The sequence below is a fragment of the Escherichia sp. KTE159 genome (assembly GCF_000408805.1).
Classification (GTDB): domain Bacteria; phylum Pseudomonadota; class Gammaproteobacteria; order Enterobacterales; family Enterobacteriaceae; genus Escherichia; species Escherichia marmotae.
Map to the genome: position 1 here is coordinate 3167659 of NZ_KE137292.1, position 18436 is coordinate 3186094.

The 18436-nt window shown below is 49.5% G+C and carries 26 protein-coding genes and 1 rRNA gene; 6 read left to right on the plus strand and 21 right to left on the minus strand.

The features are described from left to right. Positions 1–44 precede the first annotated feature (44 nt). A 16S ribosomal RNA gene (locus tag A31E_RS06750) occupies positions 45–1586 on the minus strand. Positions 1587–2057: 471 nt separating this feature from the next. Between A31E_RS06750 and A31E_RS06745 the strand changes: the two genes are divergently transcribed. Then, a complete protein-coding gene (locus A31E_RS06745; protein WP_001278230.1) occupies positions 2058–2612 on the plus strand; it encodes a gamma carbonic anhydrase family protein in 555 nt (184 codons plus the stop codon). Here A31E_RS06745 and A31E_RS06740 read toward each other — a convergent pair. The 6 genes from A31E_RS06740 to dprA are packed head-to-tail and all read right to left on the minus strand — an operon-like array spanning position 2588 to position 6382. Further along, complete coding sequence (locus tag A31E_RS06740) at positions 2588–2845, minus strand: DUF1488 family protein (RefSeq protein WP_001070589.1); 258 nt, start codon at positions 2843–2845, stop codon at positions 2588–2590. The two genes, A31E_RS06745 and A31E_RS06740, sit on opposite strands and share 25 nt — an antisense overlap. Further along, positions 2842–3660: a shikimate dehydrogenase gene (gene aroE / locus A31E_RS06735; RefSeq protein WP_024191913.1), complete on the minus strand. Its 819-nt coding sequence runs from the start codon at positions 3658–3660 to the stop codon at positions 2842–2844. The genes A31E_RS06740 and aroE overlap by 4 nt, the downstream gene beginning before the upstream one ends. A 4-nt stretch (positions 3661–3664) precedes the next feature. Continuing rightward, complete coding sequence (gene tsaC, locus A31E_RS06730; RefSeq protein ID WP_016249269.1) at positions 3665–4237, minus strand: L-threonylcarbamoyladenylate synthase type 1 TsaC; 573 nt, start codon at positions 4235–4237, stop codon at positions 3665–3667. 4 nt (positions 4238–4241) lie between these two features. Further along, positions 4242–4784, minus strand: coding sequence for a DNA topoisomerase family protein (locus A31E_RS06725; protein WP_001517199.1), 543 nt, complete (start codon positions 4782–4784; stop codon positions 4242–4244). Positions 4785–4812: 28 nt separating this feature from the next. Continuing rightward, positions 4813–5286 carry a DUF494 family protein Smg gene (smg, locus tag A31E_RS06720; RefSeq protein WP_000460672.1) on the minus strand — a complete coding sequence of 158 codons (474 nt, stop codon included), beginning with the start codon at positions 5284–5286 and terminating at the stop codon, positions 4813–4815. Further along, positions 5258–6382: a DNA-protecting protein DprA gene (gene dprA, locus A31E_RS06715; RefSeq protein ID WP_000228572.1), complete on the minus strand. Its 1125-nt coding sequence runs from the start codon at positions 6380–6382 to the stop codon at positions 5258–5260. Before dprA ends, smg begins: the two co-directional genes overlap by 29 nt. Positions 6383–6514: 132 nt before the next feature. On the opposite strand from dprA, the gene def reads away from it, so the two are divergent. The 5 genes from def to mscL all read left to right on the plus strand — a co-directional run bounded on the left by def (position 6515) and on the right by mscL (position 11265). Then, positions 6515–7024: a peptide deformylase gene (gene def, locus A31E_RS06710; RefSeq protein ID WP_000114984.1), complete on the plus strand. Its 510-nt coding sequence runs from the start codon at positions 6515–6517 to the stop codon at positions 7022–7024. Between the two features lie 14 nt (positions 7025–7038). Next, positions 7039–7986 carry a methionyl-tRNA formyltransferase gene (gene fmt / locus A31E_RS06705; protein WP_016249270.1) on the plus strand — a complete coding sequence of 316 codons (948 nt, stop codon included), beginning with the start codon at positions 7039–7041 and terminating at the stop codon, positions 7984–7986. A 51-nt stretch (positions 7987–8037) separates the two neighbouring features. Continuing rightward, entirely contained in the window at positions 8038–9327 is a 1290-nt protein-coding gene (gene rsmB, locus A31E_RS06700; RefSeq protein WP_016249271.1) for a 16S rRNA (cytosine(967)-C(5))-methyltransferase RsmB, read from the plus strand. 21 nt (positions 9328–9348) lie between these two features. After that, the gene (gene trkA, locus A31E_RS06695) at positions 9349–10725 is read left to right on the plus strand and encodes a Trk system potassium transporter TrkA (RefSeq protein ID WP_000691382.1); all 1377 of its coding nucleotides are present in this window, start codon (positions 9349–9351) and stop codon (positions 10723–10725) included. A 129-nt stretch (positions 10726–10854) separates the two neighbouring features. Further along, entirely contained in the window at positions 10855–11265 is a 411-nt protein-coding gene (gene mscL, locus A31E_RS06690; protein WP_000022446.1) for a large-conductance mechanosensitive channel protein MscL, read from the plus strand. Here the strand turns inward: mscL and arfA are convergent. The 14 genes from arfA to rplR all read right to left on the minus strand — a co-directional run bounded on the left by arfA (position 11262) and on the right by rplR (position 18431). After that, positions 11262–11480 (minus strand): alternative ribosome-rescue factor ArfA, encoded by a 219-nt coding sequence (gene arfA, locus A31E_RS06685; RefSeq protein ID WP_000092705.1) that lies wholly within the window; start codon positions 11478–11480, stop codon positions 11262–11264. The two genes, mscL and arfA, sit on opposite strands and share 4 nt — an antisense overlap. A 55-nt stretch (positions 11481–11535) precedes the next feature. After that, on the minus strand, positions 11536–11961 hold the full coding sequence (zntR, locus tag A31E_RS06680) for a Zn(2+)-responsive transcriptional regulator (RefSeq protein WP_000285595.1): 426 nt from the start codon (positions 11959–11961) through the stop codon (positions 11536–11538). A gap of 10 nt (positions 11962–11971) precedes the next feature. Next, a complete protein-coding gene (locus A31E_RS06675; RefSeq protein ID WP_000266523.1) occupies positions 11972–12340 on the minus strand; it encodes a DnaJ family domain-containing protein in 369 nt (122 codons plus the stop codon). 106 nt (positions 12341–12446) lie between these two features. Further along, entirely contained in the window at positions 12447–12833 is a 387-nt protein-coding gene (gene rplQ / locus A31E_RS06670; RefSeq protein ID WP_001216372.1) for a 50S ribosomal protein L17, read from the minus strand. 40 nt (positions 12834–12873) lie between these two features. Continuing rightward, positions 12874–13863 (minus strand): DNA-directed RNA polymerase subunit alpha, encoded by a 990-nt coding sequence (locus A31E_RS06665; protein WP_001162094.1) that lies wholly within the window; start codon positions 13861–13863, stop codon positions 12874–12876. A gap of 25 nt (positions 13864–13888) precedes the next feature. Next, positions 13889–14509, minus strand: a complete 621-nt coding sequence (rpsD, locus tag A31E_RS06660) for a 30S ribosomal protein S4 (protein ID WP_000135224.1) — start codon at positions 14507–14509, stop codon at positions 13889–13891. 33 nt (positions 14510–14542) lie between these two features. Then, positions 14543–14932 (minus strand): 30S ribosomal protein S11, encoded by a 390-nt coding sequence (gene rpsK / locus A31E_RS06655; protein ID WP_001029684.1) that lies wholly within the window; start codon positions 14930–14932, stop codon positions 14543–14545. Positions 14933–14948: 16 nt separating this feature from the next. Continuing rightward, the gene (rpsM, locus tag A31E_RS06650) at positions 14949–15305 is read right to left on the minus strand and encodes a 30S ribosomal protein S13 (protein WP_000090775.1); all 357 of its coding nucleotides are present in this window, start codon (positions 15303–15305) and stop codon (positions 14949–14951) included. A gap of 146 nt (positions 15306–15451) precedes the next feature. Next, complete coding sequence (gene rpmJ, locus A31E_RS06645) at positions 15452–15568, minus strand: 50S ribosomal protein L36 (RefSeq protein WP_000868187.1); 117 nt, start codon at positions 15566–15568, stop codon at positions 15452–15454. Between the two features lie 31 nt (positions 15569–15599). Further along, complete coding sequence (secY, locus tag A31E_RS06640) at positions 15600–16931, minus strand: preprotein translocase subunit SecY (RefSeq protein WP_001118864.1); 1332 nt, start codon at positions 16929–16931, stop codon at positions 15600–15602. Positions 16932–16938: 7 nt separating this feature from the next. Next, positions 16939–17373 (minus strand): 50S ribosomal protein L15, encoded by a 435-nt coding sequence (rplO, locus tag A31E_RS06635; protein WP_001238917.1) that lies wholly within the window; start codon positions 17371–17373, stop codon positions 16939–16941. A gap of 3 nt (positions 17374–17376) precedes the next feature. Next, entirely contained in the window at positions 17377–17556 is a 180-nt protein-coding gene (gene rpmD / locus A31E_RS06630) for a 50S ribosomal protein L30 (RefSeq protein WP_001140433.1), read from the minus strand. Between the two features lie 3 nt (positions 17557–17559). Next, complete coding sequence (gene rpsE / locus A31E_RS06625) at positions 17560–18063, minus strand: 30S ribosomal protein S5 (RefSeq protein ID WP_000940122.1); 504 nt, start codon at positions 18061–18063, stop codon at positions 17560–17562. A 14-nt stretch (positions 18064–18077) separates the two neighbouring features. Then, positions 18078–18431, minus strand: coding sequence for a 50S ribosomal protein L18 (gene rplR / locus A31E_RS06620; RefSeq protein ID WP_000358960.1), 354 nt, complete (start codon positions 18429–18431; stop codon positions 18078–18080). Positions 18432–18436: the final 5 nt, after the last annotated feature.

Sequence of the window (18436 nt, forward strand, 5' to 3'; positions counted from 1 at the left end):
ATCAGACAATCTGTGTGAGCACTTCAAAGAACGCTTCTTTAAGGTAAGGAGGTGATCCAACCGCAGGTTCCCCTACGGTTACCTTGTTACGACTTCACCCCAGTCATGAATCACAAAGTGGTAAGCGCCCTCCCGAAGGTTAAGCTACCTACTTCTTTTGCAACCCACTCCCATGGTGTGACGGGCGGTGTGTACAAGGCCCGGGAACGTATTCACCGTGGCATTCTGATCCACGATTACTAGCGATTCCGACTTCATGGAGTCGAGTTGCAGACTCCAATCCGGACTACGACGCACTTTATGAGGTCCGCTTGCTCTCGCGAGGTCGCTTCTCTTTGTATGCGCCATTGTAGCACGTGTGTAGCCCTGGTCGTAAGGGCCATGATGACTTGACGTCATCCCCACCTTCCTCCAGTTTATCACTGGCAGTCTCCTTTGAGTTCCCGGCCGGACCGCTGGCAACAAAGGATAAGGGTTGCGCTCGTTGCGGGACTTAACCCAACATTTCACAACACGAGCTGACGACAGCCATGCAGCACCTGTCTCACAGTTCCCGAAGGCACCATCCCATCTCTGGAATGTTCTGTGGATGTCAAGACCAGGTAAGGTTCTTCGCGTTGCATCGAATTAAACCACATGCTCCACCGCTTGTGCGGGCCCCCGTCAATTCATTTGAGTTTTAACCTTGCGGCCGTACTCCCCAGGCGGTCGACTTAACGCGTTAGCTCCGGAAGCCACGCCTCAAGGGCACAACCTCCAAGTCGACATCGTTTACGGCGTGGACTACCAGGGTATCTAATCCTGTTTGCTCCCCACGCTTTCGCACCTGAGCGTCAGTCTTCGTCCAGGGGGCCGCCTTCGCCACCGGTATTCCTCCAGATCTCTACGCATTTCACCGCTACACCTGGAATTCTACCCCCCTCTACGAGACTCAAGCTTGCCAGTATCAGATGCAGTTCCCAGGTTGAGCCCGGGGATTTCACATCTGACTTAACAAACCGCCTGCGTGCGCTTTACGCCCAGTAATTCCGATTAACGCTTGCACCCTCCGTATTACCGCGGCTGCTGGCACGGAGTTAGCCGGTGCTTCTTCTGCGGGTAACGTCAATGAGCAAAGGTATTAACTTTACTCCCTTCCTCCCCGCTGAAAGTACTTTACAACCCGAAGGCCTTCTTCATACACGCGGCATGGCTGCATCAGGCTTGCGCCCATTGTGCAATATTCCCCACTGCTGCCTCCCGTAGGAGTCTGGACCGTGTCTCAGTTCCAGTGTGGCTGGTCATCCTCTCAGACCAGCTAGAGATCGTCGCCTAGGTGGGCCGTTACCCCGCCTACTAGCTAATCCCATCTGGGCACATCCGATGGCAAGAGGCCCGAAGGTCCCCCTCTTTGGTCTTGCGACGTTATGCGGTATTAGCTACCGTTTCCAGTAGTTATCCCCCTCCATCGGGCAGTTTCCCAGACATTACTCACCCGTCCGCCACTCGTCAGCAAAGAAGCAAGCTTCTTTCTGTTACCGTTCGACTTGCATGTGTTAGGCCTGCCGCCAGCGTTCAATCTGAGCCATGATCAAACTCTTCAATTTAAAAGTTTGATGCTCAAAGAATTAAACTTCGTAATGAATTACGTGTTCACTCTTGAGACTTGGTATTCATTTAGCGTCTTGCGACGTTAAGAATCCGTATCTTCGAGTGCCCACACAGATTGTCTGATAAATTGTTAAAGAGCAGTTGCGACGCGGCTTTCAGCTCACTGTCGCGAGGTGGCGTATATTACGCTTTCCTCTTTCAGAGTCAACCCTGAATTTCAGGATTTTTCTCTGTGTCGTTCCGACCATCTTGTGAAGTGTTTCACGTTGTCGTCTCAACGGAGGCGCATTATAGGGATCCCATTTTTTTGCACAAGTACTTTTTTGATCTTTTTTTCTGTTTGTTGTTTTTTCAGCCTTTTTGCTGCATTCGCATGCAAAATGGCGCATTTTTACATAGCAAAACACTTGCTTAAGGCTAATAAAGCACCCAAAGTCATAGTTAAATCATTTTTCGCTGAGGTAAGTATGTCTGACGCTCTACGCCCATACCGGGATCTTTTTCCACAAATCGGTCAACGAGTCATGATCGACAGCAGTAGTGTGGTTATTGGTGATGTTCGTCTGGCTGATGATGTGGGGATCTGGCCGCTCGTCGTGATTCGTGGTGATGTGAATTATGTTCAGATTGGCACCCGAACGAATATACAAGATGGCAGTGTCCTACACGTGACCCATAAATCGACGGCCAATCCTCAAGGTAATCCATTGATCGTGGGGGATGATGTTACAGTTGGGCATAAAGTCATGCTTCATGGATGCACCATTGGGAATCGTGTACTGGTTGGGATGGGCTCAATTTTACTTGATGGCGCTGTAATAGAAGATGATGTGATGGTTGGAGCGGGTAGTCTGGTCCCACAAAATAAACGCCTGGAGAGCGGATATCTGTATCTCGGTAGCCCCGTCAAACAGATCCGCCCGTTAACTGATGAAGAAAAATCTGCGTTACGCTATTCAGCTAATAACTACGTGAAATGGAAAGACGAGTATCTGGATCAGGGTAACCAAACCCAACCTTGATCATCTTCGCCTTGATCCTGAATCAAGCTTTCAGCTTCTTCTTCCAGATCCCAGCGATGTTGACGAAAATTCGCTAACCAATGTTCTGGCGTATCTCCGGCAAAACGATGCGCCAGACTCTCACCAGTAATCGCACAAGTCAATTGCATACCATTCACAATAGCAGGAAAACATACGCATTTTTTACTCTCGCTCCACTCTTCCCTGTCTGGAAACTGGATTGCCTGATTCACGCGGACAGCTCCTGTTGCAATTGTTTAATGACCGGTTCCACGTCGGGCAGAACACCATGCCAAAGAAGGAAAGCATGCGCTGCCTGCGCCACCAGCATTCCTAAACCATCAGCATTACGCTTTGAACCGTGCTGCTCACACCATACCAGAAAAGGCGTTTTCCCTTTCTGGTAGAACATGTCATAACAACTAATTCCTGGATGAATGAGTGATTCCGGAATCGCCGGAACATCGCCACTAATACCACTGGATGTCGCATTAATAATGAGATCGAACTCGTGCCCCTCCAGTTCGTCCATGCTCAAGGCCTGAACACTACCAGTATGCGCAAATAATTTAGCCAACTCTTCCGCGCGAGAAACCGTTCGGTTAGTGATTGTCACCGCACAATCCAGAGAAAGAAGTGGCAGTAATACACCCCGAGATGCCCCACCAGCGCCAATGAGCAAAATACGCAAGCCGGGGCGGATAAAAGACAGGCGTTCCAGATCGCTTAACAAACCTACGCCATCAGTATTGTCACCCAGCAGGCGTCCATCTTCTAACCGCTTGAGTGTATTAACCGCTCCAGCCAACGCCGCCCGCTCAGTAAGTTCATCTGCTCTGGCAAAAGCTTCTTCTTTAAAAGGCACCGTCACATTCGCACCTTTACCACCAGCACTAAAGAAAGCATTCAATGTGTTGATGAAATCATTGATTGGCGCCAGTACGCGTCCATAGGGATGTTCAATATTCAGTTGCTGTGCAAATTGCTGATGAATGAATGGCGATTTGCTGTGGGCTATCGGATTACCAAAAACAGCATAGGCTTGCATCATGTTACCCCTGTCGAAACAGTTCACCCGTCAGGGCATCGCGAATTTCTGAAGGATTTAAACGACCGCCCGTTTCACCTGGCACAATCGGGAACTCCGCACCAAATTGTCTGCGAACTTCTTCTACTGTTCGACAGGGCGGCAACCCACTCAAGTTGGCACTGGTAGAAACCAGCGGTTTACCATAAGCCTCGCACAAAGCAACCACCAACGGATGGTCGGTGACTCGGACAGCAAGCGAATCAAAGGACCCTGTCAACCAGCGCGGCGTTGCCGCAGACGCGGGAAAGACAAAGGTGACAGGACCTGGCCAGCGAGAAAAAATGGTTTCACGCTGCGCGTCCGTCAGCATGCTGTCATCAATATAAGGTTTGAGCTGCTCGTAACTTGCCGCGATTAAAATCAGCCCCTTATCAACCGGACGCTGTTTTAACTCCAACAGTCGCATTACTGCTGTTTCACTATCAGGATCACACCCGACACCGAAAACGGCTTCCGTTGGGTAAGCGATGACTCGTTCTTCATTGAGGACATCTACCGCAGTCGCGATAGCATCTTCTTGCAGGTTATTATTCACGTTATTATTCCGCCGAAACCGGCTTTCCACATTGTTTACTGGCACAGAAATGTTTTACACCCTGCGCGGTTTTCTTTTCGATGAGTAGCGGATAGTGACACTCAGGACACTCACCGGCTATAGGTTTGAAGTTAATAGCAAATTGACACTCCGGGTAGCGATCGCAGGAGTGAAACGTTTTACCATAACGAGAGCGGCGCTGGACCAGATGGCCCGTCCGACATTGAGGGCATGTAATTGTCGTTTCGTCCGGTTTATCGATAATTTCGGTATGCTCGCATTCAGGGTAGTTACTGCAACCAATAAACATACCGAAGCGCCCCTGACGTAACACAAGGTTTGCGTCACATACAGGGCAAACCTGCCCCTCCAGAACTTTGACAACATGGCCGTCCGCAGATGATTTCAGGGGACGGACATAGTCACATGCCGGATACTGTGAACACCCGAGAAACGGCCCATGTTTCCCGGATCGAATAACCAATTCAGCCCCACACTTTGGACAGGACTCATTATTACGCACCGTGAACAGTGCTGATTTTGCCATAACAACTTATGCTGAATTAAAGAAATGATTAATGCAGCATACCTTCATTCACCTCAAAGAGTAATTCTTCCATTTGCTGGTACGCATTTTCGCAGCCCGGAATGTTGAACAACACCATCAGGATCACCCATTTCAGATCTTCCAGGTCGAACTCCGCGGTATCCAGCGCGAGCACTCGCTCTATCACCATTTCACGAGTTTCAAGGTTGAGCACCTGAATCTGCTCGAGGAAAAGCAGGAACCCACGGCAACTGGCATCCAGTCTTTCACACTCTTCCGGGGTGTAAATACGCATGGAAAGAGGATCAGAGGCCAGTTGCATCGGCTCTGCCAATCCTTCCTGATAATCCGCAAGCTTTTCCAGCCAAAGCAAGGCATTGTAGATATCTTCTCGATCGAATCCTGCGTCGGTAAGATCCTGTTCAAGTTTGTCTTGATCCACACGTAACTCGGCTTCAGTGTGAATATAGGTTTCAAACAAATACATTAGTACGTCGAACATGGCATGCCCTCCTCAATCGGACATAGCCGCCGGGTACTGCTGCGATCCACCCTGCTAACTCCAGTTCGAGTAGTTGAGTAACTACCTCTGGCACAGGTTGGCCGGCACGTTCAGCGACGACGTCAACAGGTGTTACCTCATCTCCTACGTTAGCCAGGAGCTCAGGAAATGGCAATGCCACATCTTCGTGATCTGGTGAATAAAATGAATTTTCAGGAGCATCTGGCAACCAGTGCAATCCATATTGCAAATTTTCCAGAATTTCTTCCGGTTCCGTCACAAGAATCGCACCTTGTTTAATGAGCCAATGGGGCCCTTCACTACCGGGGCTACCTAATGGACCGGGTAAGGCAAAAACTTCACGCCCCTGCTCAAGCGCACAACGCGCAGTCACCAGTGAACCACTGCGCAAAGCCGCTTCCACCACCAGTACCCCTTTACTTAGACCACTTATAATGCGATTTCTTCGCGGAAAATTATAAGCAAGAGGTGGAACATCGAGAGGAAATTCCGAGACGAGAGCGCCGCCATGTTCAAGCAGACTGGTAGCCAGTCGGGCATGGCGACGAGGATGAATGGTATTGAGTCCATTCCCCAGTACAGCAATACTGACGCCATTCACCTGCAATGCCGCTTTATGCGCCACTCCATCAATTCCACGCGCCAACCCGCTGGTAATTGTTACACCTCGCACCGCCAGCGACTCGCAAAACAGCCGCCCCCAGCGTTCGCCATACCATGAATGTGCCCGACTCCCCACTACGGCAAGCTGAAATGATTGCAACGCGTGCAACTCTCCAGCAACAAACAGTGCGCCGGGGTAATCTGTCGTCGCAAGAAGTTGAGGAGGATAAAATTCGCTGTCCGCAGGGATTAAATGATGGTTTGGTTGTTCCAGCCAACGGCGTGAACTTTCGATACTCTTCTGCGAAAATGAAAGAAAGCGTTGTGCCTGCCGCAATGAAAGTCCTGTTTGCTGCAATACAACAGCATCAATATGCGGCTGTTCTACCAACCAGTGAGCAATACGAACCATATCATCGCCGTACAAGGTACTCACACTCATCAGACGCAGCCAAATTTCTGTGTCGACCATCCTTATCATCCCCTTGCCATAAGCAGCCTTAGCAATCTTTGCGATTGGTCAGTGATGCTGTCAATCAGAGGGGGATTTGTCTAGAATAGAAGAAATAATCTTTCTAACTCCTGAACACATCTCTGGAGATTTATGTCAGTTTTGCAAGTGTTACATATTCCGGACGAGCGGCTTCGCAAAGTTGCTAAACCGGTAGAAGAAGTGAATGCAGAAATTCAGCGTATCGTCGATGATATGTTCGAGACGATGTACGCAGAGGAAGGTATTGGCCTGGCAGCAACCCAGGTTGATATCCACCAACGTATCATTGTTATTGATGTTTCGGAAAACCGCGACGAACGGTTGGTATTAATCAATCCGGAGCTTTTAGAAAAAAGCGGCGAAACAGGCATTGAAGAAGGTTGCCTGTCGATCCCTGAACAACGAGCTTTAGTACCGCGCGCAGAGAAAGTTAAAATTCGCGCCCTGGACCGCGACGGTAAACCATTCGAACTGGAAGCAGACGGTCTGTTGGCAATCTGTATTCAGCACGAGATGGATCACCTGGTTGGCAAACTGTTTATGGATTATCTGTCACCGCTGAAACAACAACGTATTCGTCAGAAAGTTGAAAAACTGGATCGTCTGAAAGCCCGGGCTTAAGGATAAGAACTAACGTGTCAGAATCACTACGTATTATTTTTGCGGGTACACCTGACTTTGCAGCGCGTCATCTCGACGCGCTGTTGTCTTCTGGCCATAACGTCGTTGGCGTGTTCACCCAACCAGACCGACCGGCAGGACGCGGTAAAAAACTAATGCCCAGCCCGGTCAAAGTTCTGGCTGAAGAAAAAGGTCTACCCGTTTTTCAGCCCGTCTCCCTGCGTCCACAAGAAAACCAGCAACTGGTCGCTGATCTGCAGGCTGATGTCATGGTTGTCGTTGCCTATGGTCTGATTCTGCCCAAAGCCGTGCTGGAGATGCCGCGTTTAGGTTGCATCAATGTTCATGGTTCGTTGCTGCCACGCTGGCGCGGTGCCGCCCCGATTCAACGCTCACTATGGGCGGGCGATGCAGAAACCGGCGTAACGATTATGCAAATGGATGTCGGTTTAGACACTGGCGACATGCTCTATAAGCTCTCCTGCCCGATTACCACAGAAGATACTAGTGGTACGTTGTATGACAAACTGGCAGGGCTTGGTCCACAAGGGCTTATCGCCACGCTGAAACAACTGGCAGACGGCACGGCAAAACCGGAGGTTCAGGACGAAACACTTGTCACTTACGCCGAAAAGTTGAGTAAAGAAGAAGCGCGTATTGACTGGTCGCTTTCAGCAGCGCAGCTTGAACGCTGCATTCGTGCTTTCAATCCCTGGCCGATGAGCTGGCTGGAAATTGAAGACCAGCCTGTTAAGGTCTGGAAAGCGTCGGTCATTGATACGACGACCAAAGCTGCGCCAGGAACGATCCTTGAAGCCAACAAACAAGGTATCCAGGTTGCAACCGGTGATGGAATCCTGAACCTGCTCTCGTTACAACCTGCGGGTAAGAAAGCGATGAGCGCACAAGACCTCCTGAATTCTCGTCGGGAATGGTTTGTTCCGGGCAACCGTCTGGCCTGATAGTCCACTCTTCTAAGCCCGGTCTTGCCGGGCATTTTTATTTTTATACTTATGAAAAAACAACGTAATTTACGTAGCATGGCGGCCCAGGCCGTTGAACAAGTCGTTGAGCAAGGGCAATCATTAAGCAACATTCTGCCACCGCTCCAGCAAAAAGTTTCTGATAAAGATAAAGCACTTCTGCAGGAGTTGTGTTTTGGCGTACTGCGTACGCTCTCACAGTTAGACTGGCTGATTAATAAGTTAATGGCCCGTCCGATGACTGGCAAACAGCGGACCGTGCATTACCTGATTATGGTTGGTTTGTATCAACTGCTTTATACCCGTATTCCACCTCATGCCGCGTTGGCCGAAACGGTTGAAGGCGCAGTCGCAATTAAGCGTCCACAACTTAAGGGGTTGATTAATGGCGTGTTACGCCAGTTCCAACGTCAGCAAGATGAGTTATTAGCTGAGTTTAATGCCAGTGATGCGCGCTATCTGCATCCATCCTGGCTATTAAAACGTCTGCAAAAAGCATATCCAGAGCAGTGGCAATCCATCGTCGAAGCCAATAACCAACGCCCGCCAATGTGGCTACGCGTTAACCGTACACATCATTCCCGCGATAGCTGGATTGCACTTCTGGAAGAAGCTGGCATGAACGGCTTCCCACATGCGGTTTACCTGGATGCAGTACGCCTGGAAACACCCACGCCTGTTCATGCACTACCCGGTTTTGAAGAAGGATGGATCACCGTTCAGGATGCATCGGCGCAAGGTTGCGTAACTTATCTGGATCCACAAAACGGTGAGAATATTTTAGACCTCTGCGCCGCCCCCGGCGGTAAAACAACGCATATCCTTGAGGTGGCACCAGAAGCGCAAGTTCTGGCGGTTGATATTGACGAACGGCGCCTCTCTCGCGTTTACGACAATTTAAAACGTCTCGGTATGAAGGCAACCGTGAAACAAGGTGATGGTCGCTATCCTGCACAATGGTGTGGTAGCCAACAGTTCGATCGCATTTTATTAGATGCACCTTGTTCCGCTACCGGTGTGATTCGTCGCCATCCGGATATAAAATGGCTGCGTCGCGATCGCGATATTGCCGAACTGGCTCAGTTACAGGCAGAAATCCTCGATGCCGTCTGGCCGCATCTAAAATCAGGTGGAACGCTAGTTTATGCCACCTGTTCAGTGTTACCGGAAGAGAATAGCCAACAGATTAAAGCCTTCCTGCAACGCACTGAAGATGCAATGCTTTGCGAAACAGGAACACCAGAGCAACCGGGTAAACAAAATCTGCCCGACGCCGAAGAAGGTGACGGCTTCTTTTACGCTAAGCTAATTAAAAAGTGATGAGATAACGGGTCGCGACTGATGAAAATTATCATTCTGGGTGCCGGCCAGGTTGGTGGCACGCTGGCGGAAAACCTGGTAGGCGAAAATAACGATATTACCGTTGTCGATACCAATGGTGAGCGTCTGCGGACCTTGCAGGATAAATTTGACCTGCGAGTCGTTCAGGGTCATGGCTCTCACCCACGGGTCTTGCGAGAGGCCGGTGCCGATGACGCCGATATGCTGGTTGCAGTAACCAGTTCAGATGAAACCAATATGGTTGCCTGTCAGGTAGCCTACTCGCTTTTCAACACCCCTAACCGTATCGCTCGCATCCGTTCACCAGATTACGTCCGGGATGCCGATAAGCTCTTTCATTCAGACGCTGTACCAATTGATCATCTGATAGCACCAGAGCAGTTGGTTATCGATAATATTTACCGGCTGATTGAATATCCCGGCGCATTACAGGTGGTGAACTTCGCAGAAGGCAAAGTCAGCCTGGCAGTAGTCAAAGCCTATTATGGCGGCCCGCTGATTGGTAATGCGCTTTCGACCATGCGCGAGCATATGCCACATATCGATACCCGTGTAGCGGCCATCTTCCGTCACGATCGCCCCATTCGTCCACAAGGATCAACCATCGTTGAAGCTGGCGATGAAGTGTTCTTTATTGCCGCTTCGCAACATATCCGCGCAGTGATGAGTGAATTACAGCGTCTGGAAAAACCGTATAAACGCATTATGTTGGTTGGTGGCGGTAATATCGGTGCCGGGTTGGCGCGTCGACTGGAAAAAGATTACAGCGTCAAACTCATCGAACGTAATCAGCAACGTGCCGCCGAGCTGGCAGAAAAATTGCAAAATACGATCGTCTTTTTTGGTGATGCATCAGATCAAGAACTGTTGGCCGAAGAACATATTGATCAAGTTGATCTGTTCATCGCCGTCACCAACGATGACGAGGCCAATATCATGTCGGCCATGCTTGCTAAACGCATGGGTGCGAAAAAGGTAATGGTGTTGATCCAGCGTCGCGCTTATGTGGATCTGGTTCAAGGAAGCGTGATCGATATTGCGATTTCACCGCAACAGGCAACCATTTCTGCGCTACTCAGTCACGTACGAAAAGCAGATATCGTTGGTGTTTCCTCATTACGCCGCGGTGTAGCTGAAGCTATTGAAGCCGTTGCTCACGGGGATGAAAGTACTTCTCGTGTTGTCGGTAGGGTTATAGATGAAATTAAACTGCCGCCGGGAACAATTATCGGTGCTGTGGTTCGTGGAAATGATGTCATGATAGCCAATGATAATTTGCGCATTGAGCAAGGCGATCACGTGATTATGTTCCTGACAGATAAAAAGTTTATTACCGACGTTGAACGCCTCTTCCAGCCAAGTCCTTTCTTCTTGTAATTCATGAGGCGTCTTGTGGCGCCTTATTATTTCCTTTTGTTTTTCAAGGTTTAATTAAATTCATTCCTGACAGGAAAATGGCTTAACATTTGTTAGACTTATAAATGTCAGCTTCATAGGGAGAATAAGATGAGCATTATTAAAGAATTTCGCGAATTTGCGATGCGCGGGAATGTGGTGGATTTGGCTGTGGGTGTCATTATCGGTGCGGCCTTCGGTAAGATTGTCTCTTCACTGGTTGCCGATATCATCATGCCGCCGCTAGGTTTGTTAATTGGTGGGATCGACTTTAAACAGTTTGCTGTCACGTTACGCGATGCGCAGGGGGATGTACCCGCTGTTGTCATGCATTACGGTGTCTTCATTCAAAACGTATTTGATTTTCTGATTGTTGCCTTTGCCATCTTTATGGCGATTAAGCTAATCAACAAACTGAATCGTAAAAAAGAAGAACCGGCAGCGGCACCAGCACCAACTAAAGAAGAAGTGTTACTGACAGAGATTCGCGATTTGTTGAAAGAGCAAAATAACCGCTCTTAACAAATGCCTGAAAGCAGAAGGCCAGTGGTAAAAAAGTGATTTACTTTCTTGCCACTGGCCTCCCAGTTATTCCGGTTACCCTGTTTGCCTTTACGCATGTAACTTCCTTTCCCTTTCTTATTTTTCTCAACTCGTTGTCTGAACAAGGGATCATGCAGTAATGCTTCAATCGCATTATCCTTTATCTGCCCTTTAGTATGCTGATATCGACTCATAAAAACTCCTGTTGGTTATTTAACCGCGCGAGTGTAATCCTGCCAGTGCAATAAATCAACAGCCTGTTTTCACACCACTTGCACCTTGCTCAAGAGCTTCGAGAATTGAGCAATAAACGCTGCTATGGGCTGTTCCGCAGCAGGCATCATTAAGTCGTTGCAGTGAACGTTGCATACTCTGCAACTCAGCTATTCGTGCTTCCACTTCCTGTAGTCTTTCCTGCACAATGCCTTTTGATTCCTGGCAGGTATGATGTTCAGGATCGATACGGATCGACAACAACTCACGGATCGACTCAAGACTAAAACCGAGCTGTCTGGCATGGCGAATAAATTTCAAACGTCGGAGATCGCTTTCGGTATAAAGACGAAAACCACCTTCGGTACGTACTTCATGATCCATCATCTGCTGCTTTTCATAATAACGAATAGTGTCAGGCGTCACTTCCGCCAATTTTGCCAGCTCACCAATGCGATACATAAACGCTCTCTCAGTTGTCATTAATTTTATTCAGAAGCTTACCTGCATATTCGCCATGTAAAAATTCTGTGCTCAAACCTGCTTGTCGCAGTTTTAACTCTAGCAAAGATAACCTGCGGCTAACTTCCTGATATTGTGGATCGTCCTGACGAATGCTTTTAAGAATATCCAGAAGCTGAATTGCTTCCCTCCGCTGCTCAAGTTCTGGCGGTAAACAACCGGCATTCTTCAACAAGCGATACCCCGCACGTAATTCCGGTGGCACATGGGAATCATCATCCAGTATCAATGGTTCGCCGCTACCTGGTAGGTTATCAAACTCACCTTTCGCTTGCGCTTCTGATATATGGCGCTCTGCCCACTGGTCAAGTAACCACATAAATACTCCAGGGGATGAACAAAAAGAGTACAGCTATTGTAGATAAGTGGGGATGCGACGGGTATAAAAAAACCCGCCGGGGCGGGTTTTTTTACGTTGCTTCAGATTACTCTGCAGCAGCTTCTGCTTTCGATTCAGAACGATCAACCAGCTCGATGTATGCCATCGGCGCGTTGTCGCCTGCACGGAAGCCACACTTCAGAATGCGAGTGTAACCACCGGCGCGGCTCGCGAAACGCGGGCCCAGCTCGTTAAACAGTTTTGCCACGATCTCGTTATCACGAGTACGGGCGAATGCCAGACGACGATTAGCTACGCTATCAGTCTTGGCAAGAGTAATCAGCGGCTCAACTACGCGGCGCAGCTCTTTCGCTTTAGGCAGAGTCGTCTTGATGATTTCATGACGAACCAGTGAACCTGCCATATTGCGGAACATAGCCTGGCGATGGCTGCTGTTGCGGTTCAGTTGACGACCACTCTTACGATGGCGCATGACCTTATCCTTCTCAGTAAAACCTTAACCTGTGATCCGGTTACTCGTCAGCGATGCTTGCCGGTGGCCAGTTTTCCAGGCGCATGCCCAGAGACAGTCCACGGGAAGCCAGCACGTCTTTAATCTCAGTAAGAGATTTTTTACCAAGGTTAGGCGTTTTAAGAAGCTCAACCTCGGTACGCTGTACCAGATCACCGATATAGTGGATAGCTTCTGCTTTAAGGCAGTTAGCAGAGCGGACAGTCAATTCCAGATCGTCAACAGGGCGCAGCAGGATCGGATCGAACTCTGGTTTCTCTTCTTTCACTTCCGGCTGACGTACATCACGTAAGTCAACGAAAGCTTCCAGTTGTTCAGCCAGAATGGTTGCCGCACGACGAATCGCCTCTTCAGGATCGATTGTGCCGTTGGTTTCCATTTCGATGACCAGCTTGTCCAGGTCGGTACGCTGTTCTACACGCGCTGCTTCAACATTGTAGGCAATACGCTCTACAGGGCTGTAGCATGCGTCGACCAGCAGACGGCCGATTGGGCGCTCATCTTCTTCCGAATGAATTCGGGTAGAAGCCGGCACATAACCACGACCGCGCTGAACTTTGATACGCATGCTAATAGACGCGTTCTCATCGGTCAGGTGGCAGATCACGTGCTGCGGCTTGACGATTTCGACATCACCGTCGTGGGTGATATCGGCTGCAGTCACAGGGCCAATGCCAGATTTATTCAAGGTAAGAATAACTTCATCTTTGCCCTGAACTCTCACCGCCAGCCCTTTCAGGTTGAGCAGGATTTCCAGGATATCTTCCTGAACGCCTTCTTTGGTGCTGTACTCATGTAGTACACCATCAATCTCAACCTCGGTCACCGCGCAACCCGGCATCGATGAGAGCAGAATACGGCGCAGTGCGTTACCCAGAGTATGGCCAAAGCCACGCTCTAAAGGCTCAAGGGTCACCTTGGCGTGCGTCGAACTCACTTGCTCGATATCAACCAGGCGCGGTTTTAGAAACTCTGTCACAGAACCCTGCATTGTGTCCTCTCTTTGGTACTAAGCTTTACTTGGAGTAAAGCTCGACGATCAGGTGTTCGTTAATGTCCGCAGACAGATCAGAACGCTCCGGCTTACGCTTAAACGTACCTTCCATCTTGCCAGCATCAACTTCCAGCCAGGTTGGCTTTTCACGCTGCTCAGCCAGCTCCAGAGCGGCTTTCACGCGAGACTGCTTCTTCGCTTTCTCACGAATGCTTACAACGTCATTCGGACTAACCTGATAAGAAGCGATGTTAACAACACGACCGTTTACCATAATTGCTTTGTGGCTAACCAGCTGACGTGCTTCTGCACGAGTGGCACCGAAGCCCATACGGTATACAACGTTGTCCAGACGACCTTCCAGCAGAGCCAACAGGTTTTCACCGGTGTTGCCTTTCAGACGTGCTGCTTCTTTATAGTAGTTACGGAACTGACGCTCCAGCACACCATAGATACGGCGAACTTTTTGCTTTTCACGCAACTGCACACCATAGTCAGACAGACGCGGTTTACGCGCACCGTGCTGGCCAGGAGCTTGTTCAATTTTACACTTGGTATCGATCGCGCGAACGCCAGACTTAAGGAATAAGTCGGTGCCCTCACGACGGCTCAGCTTGAGCTTAGGACCCAAATATCTTGCCATTTTCTTTCTCCAACAAACCTGGAAAACGAAGCGTTATACGCGACGTTTTTTCGGCGGACGACAACCGTTATGAGGGATCGGAGTCACATCAGTAATGTTAGTGATGCGGAAACCTGCGGCGTTCAGAGCACGAATAGTAGATTCGCGGCCTGGACCCGGACCTTTAACCATAACTTCCAGATTCTTGATGCCGTATTCTTTCACGGCGTCAGCGCAACGCTCTGCTGCAACCTGAGCTGCAAACGGAGTGGATTTGCGAGAACCACGGAAACCGGAACCACCGGCAGTTGCCCAACCCAACGCGTTACCCTGACGATCAGTGATAGTCACGATGGTGTTGTTGAAAGAAGCATGGATATGAGCCACGCCGTCAGAGACTTGTTTTCTTACACGTTTACGTGCACGAATTGGTGCCTTTGCCATTATTCAATCACCCCGATTATTTCTTGATCGGTTTGCGCGGACCCTTACGGGTACGTGCGTTGGTCTTGGTACGCTGACCGCGAACCGGGAGACCACGACGATGACGCAAACCGCGATAGCAACCAAGATCCATCAGGCGCTTGATGCTCATGCTGATTTCACGGCGCAGATCACCTTCAACGACAAATTTGGCAACTTCGTCACGCAGCGTGTCGATTTGTCCTTCAGACAGCTCACTGATCTTAACATCTTCAGCGATACCCGCTGCAGCCAGGATGGCTTTGGAACGGGTCTTGCCGACGCCATAAATCGAAGTTAATGCGATTACGGCATGCTTATGATCAGGAATGTTAATGCCTGCTATACGGGCCACTATGCACTCCTACTATTTAATATGTACGTTCCATGCTGAAAAGCCCGTTTTCAGGATACTCAAATGGAAACGCACAGACATACAAAAGATTGGCTGGCTAATCTAGCCAGCTCAACCCAACTTTGCAAGAAAAATATGCGAATAAATCAGCCTTGGCGCTGTTTATGCTTCGGCTCGGCACTGCAAATCACACGGATGACACCATCACGCTTAACGATTTTGCAGTTACGGCATAATTTCTTGACGGAAGCACGAACTTTCATTTTTACTCTCCGTAACTTCTCGGGCGCCCAATTAACGGCCGTAGCCTTTCAGGTTCGCCTTCTTCAATGCAGACTCATACTGACTGGACATCATCAGAGTTTGCACTTGAGCCATAAAGTCCATAATCACGACAACAACGATAAGCAGTGATGTTCCACCGAAGTAGAACGGTACTTTCATTGCATCACGCATGAACTCCGGGATCAGGCAGATAAAGGTAATGTACAGCGCACCAACCAGGGTCAGGCGGGTCATTACTTTATCGATATACTTCGCCGTTTGCTCTCCCGGACGAATTCCTGGTACAAATGCACCGGACTTCTTCAGGTTATCTGCTGTTTCACGCGGGTTGAAAACCAACGCCGTGTAGAAGAAACAGAAGAAGATGATTGCAGACGCATAGAGTAACACATAAAGCGGTTGCCCAGGCTGCAAATACAGCGAAATTGTTGTCAGCCAGTTCCAACCAGTACCGCCCCCGAACCATGACGCAATGGTTGCCGGGAACAGAATAATACTGGAAGCGAAGATTGCCGGGATTACCCCCGCCATATTCACTTTCAGCGGTAAATGTGTGCTCTGTGCAGCATAGACACGACGACCCTGCTGACGTTTCGCGTAGTTTACCACAATGCGGCGTTGGCCACGCTCAACAAATACAACAAAGAACGTCACTGCAAATACTAATACTGCAACCAACAGCAACACGAGGAAGTGCAGGTCGCCTTGACGCGCTTGCTCGATAGTATGGGCAATGGCTGGCGGGAGTCCCGCGACAATACCGGCGAAGATAATGATTGAGATACCGTTGCCGATACCACGTTCAGTAATCTGTTCACCCAACCACATCAGGAACATTGTTCCTGTGACCAGACTTACAACAGCGGTGAAGTAGAATGCAAAGCCCGGATTCATAACCAGGCCTTGCATACCAGGCATATTCGGAAGACCGGTAGCAATACCGATCGACTGAAATATTGCCAGCACCAGAGTACCGTAGCGGGTGTACTGGCTGATCTTACGACGACCAGACTCCCCTTCTTTCTTAATTTCTGCCAGCGTTGGATGGACCACCGTCAGCAACTGGATAATAATTGATGCCGAAATGTACGGCATAATACCCAGAGCAAAGATAGAAGCACGGCTGAGAGCACCACCAGAGAACATGTTGAACATTTCAATGATGGTGCCTCGCTGTTGCTCAAGCAGTTTGGCAAGTACAGCGGCATCAATACCAGGGATCGGAATGAAAGAGCCAATACGGAACACAATCAGCGCACCGATAACAAACAGCAGTCTGCGTTTCAGCTCGCCTAAGCCACCTTTGGCACTTTGAAAATCTAATCCCGGTTGTTTAGCCATCTGCTACTTATTCCTCGATTTTACCGCCAGCAGCTTCGATAGCAGCACGAGCGCCTTTAGTAACACGCAGGCCACGAACAGTTACCGGAGTTGTAACTTCACCAGCCAGGATCACTTTCGCGAACTCGATCTGGATACCGATAATGTTAGCCGCTTTCAGCGTATTCAGGTCTACAACACCGCCTTCTACTTTAGCCAGGTCAGACAGACGAACTTCGGCTGTAATCGCTGCTTTACGAGAAGTGAAGCCGAATTTCGGCAGACGACGGTACAGAGGCATCTGACCACCCTCAAAACCGCGACGTACGCCACCGCCAGAACGAGACTTCTGACCTTTGTGACCACGACCACCGGTTTTACCGAGGCCAGAACCGATACCACGACCCAGGCGTTTACCCGCCTTTTTGGAGCCTTCGGCCGGAGACAGAGTATTTAAACGCATCTCTTACTCCTCAACTTTAACCATGAAGGAAACCGCGTTGATCATACCGCGAATAGCAGGAGTATCCTCGCGCTCTACGGTGTGACCAATACGACGCAGACCCAGGCCAAGCAGCGTTGCCTTGTGTTTCGGCAGACGACCGATTGCACTGCGGGTTTGAGTAATTTTAATAGTCTTTGCCATGGTTTATTTCCCCAGAATTTCTTCAACGGATTTACCACGCTTGGCAGCGACCATTTCTGGAGAACTCATATTTTCCAGGCCATCAATAGTTGCACGAACCACGTTGATCGGGTTGGTAGAACCATATGCTTTAGCCAGAACGTTATGAACTCCAGCGACTTCCAGAACGGCGCGCATTGCACCACCGGCAATGATACCAGTACCTTCGGAAGCCGGCTGCATGAATACGCGAGAACCCGTATGAACACCTTTAACAGGGTGCTGCAGAGTGCCGTTATTCAGCGCGACGTTAATCATATTGCGACGGGCTTTTTCCATCGCTTTCTGGATCGCTGCTGGAACTTCACGCGCTTTACCGTAACCAAAACCAACGCGACCGTTACCATCGCCTACTACAGTCAGAGCTGTGAAGGAGAAAATACGACCACCTTTAACGGTTTTAGATACGCGGTTTACCGCGATCAGCTTTTCCTGCAGTTCGCCAGCTTGTTTTTCGATGTGAGCCATCTTACACCTCTACCTTAGAACTGAAGGCCAGCTTCACGGGCAGCATCTGCCAGTGCCTGGACACGACCATGATATTGGAACCCGGAACGGTCAAAGGATACATCTTTGATGCCTTTTTCCAGAGCGCGTTCAGCGACAGCCTTACCCACAGCTGCAGCCGCGTCTTTGTTACCGGTGTACTTCAGTTGTTCAGCGATAGCTTTTTCTACAGTAGAAGCAGCTACCAGAACTTCAGAACCGTTCGGTGCAATTACCTGTGCGTAAATGTGACGCGGGGTACGATGTACCACCAGGCGAGTTGCGCCCAGCTCCTGGAGCTTGCGGCGTGCGCGGGTCGCACGACGGATACGAGCAGATTTCTTATCCATAGTGT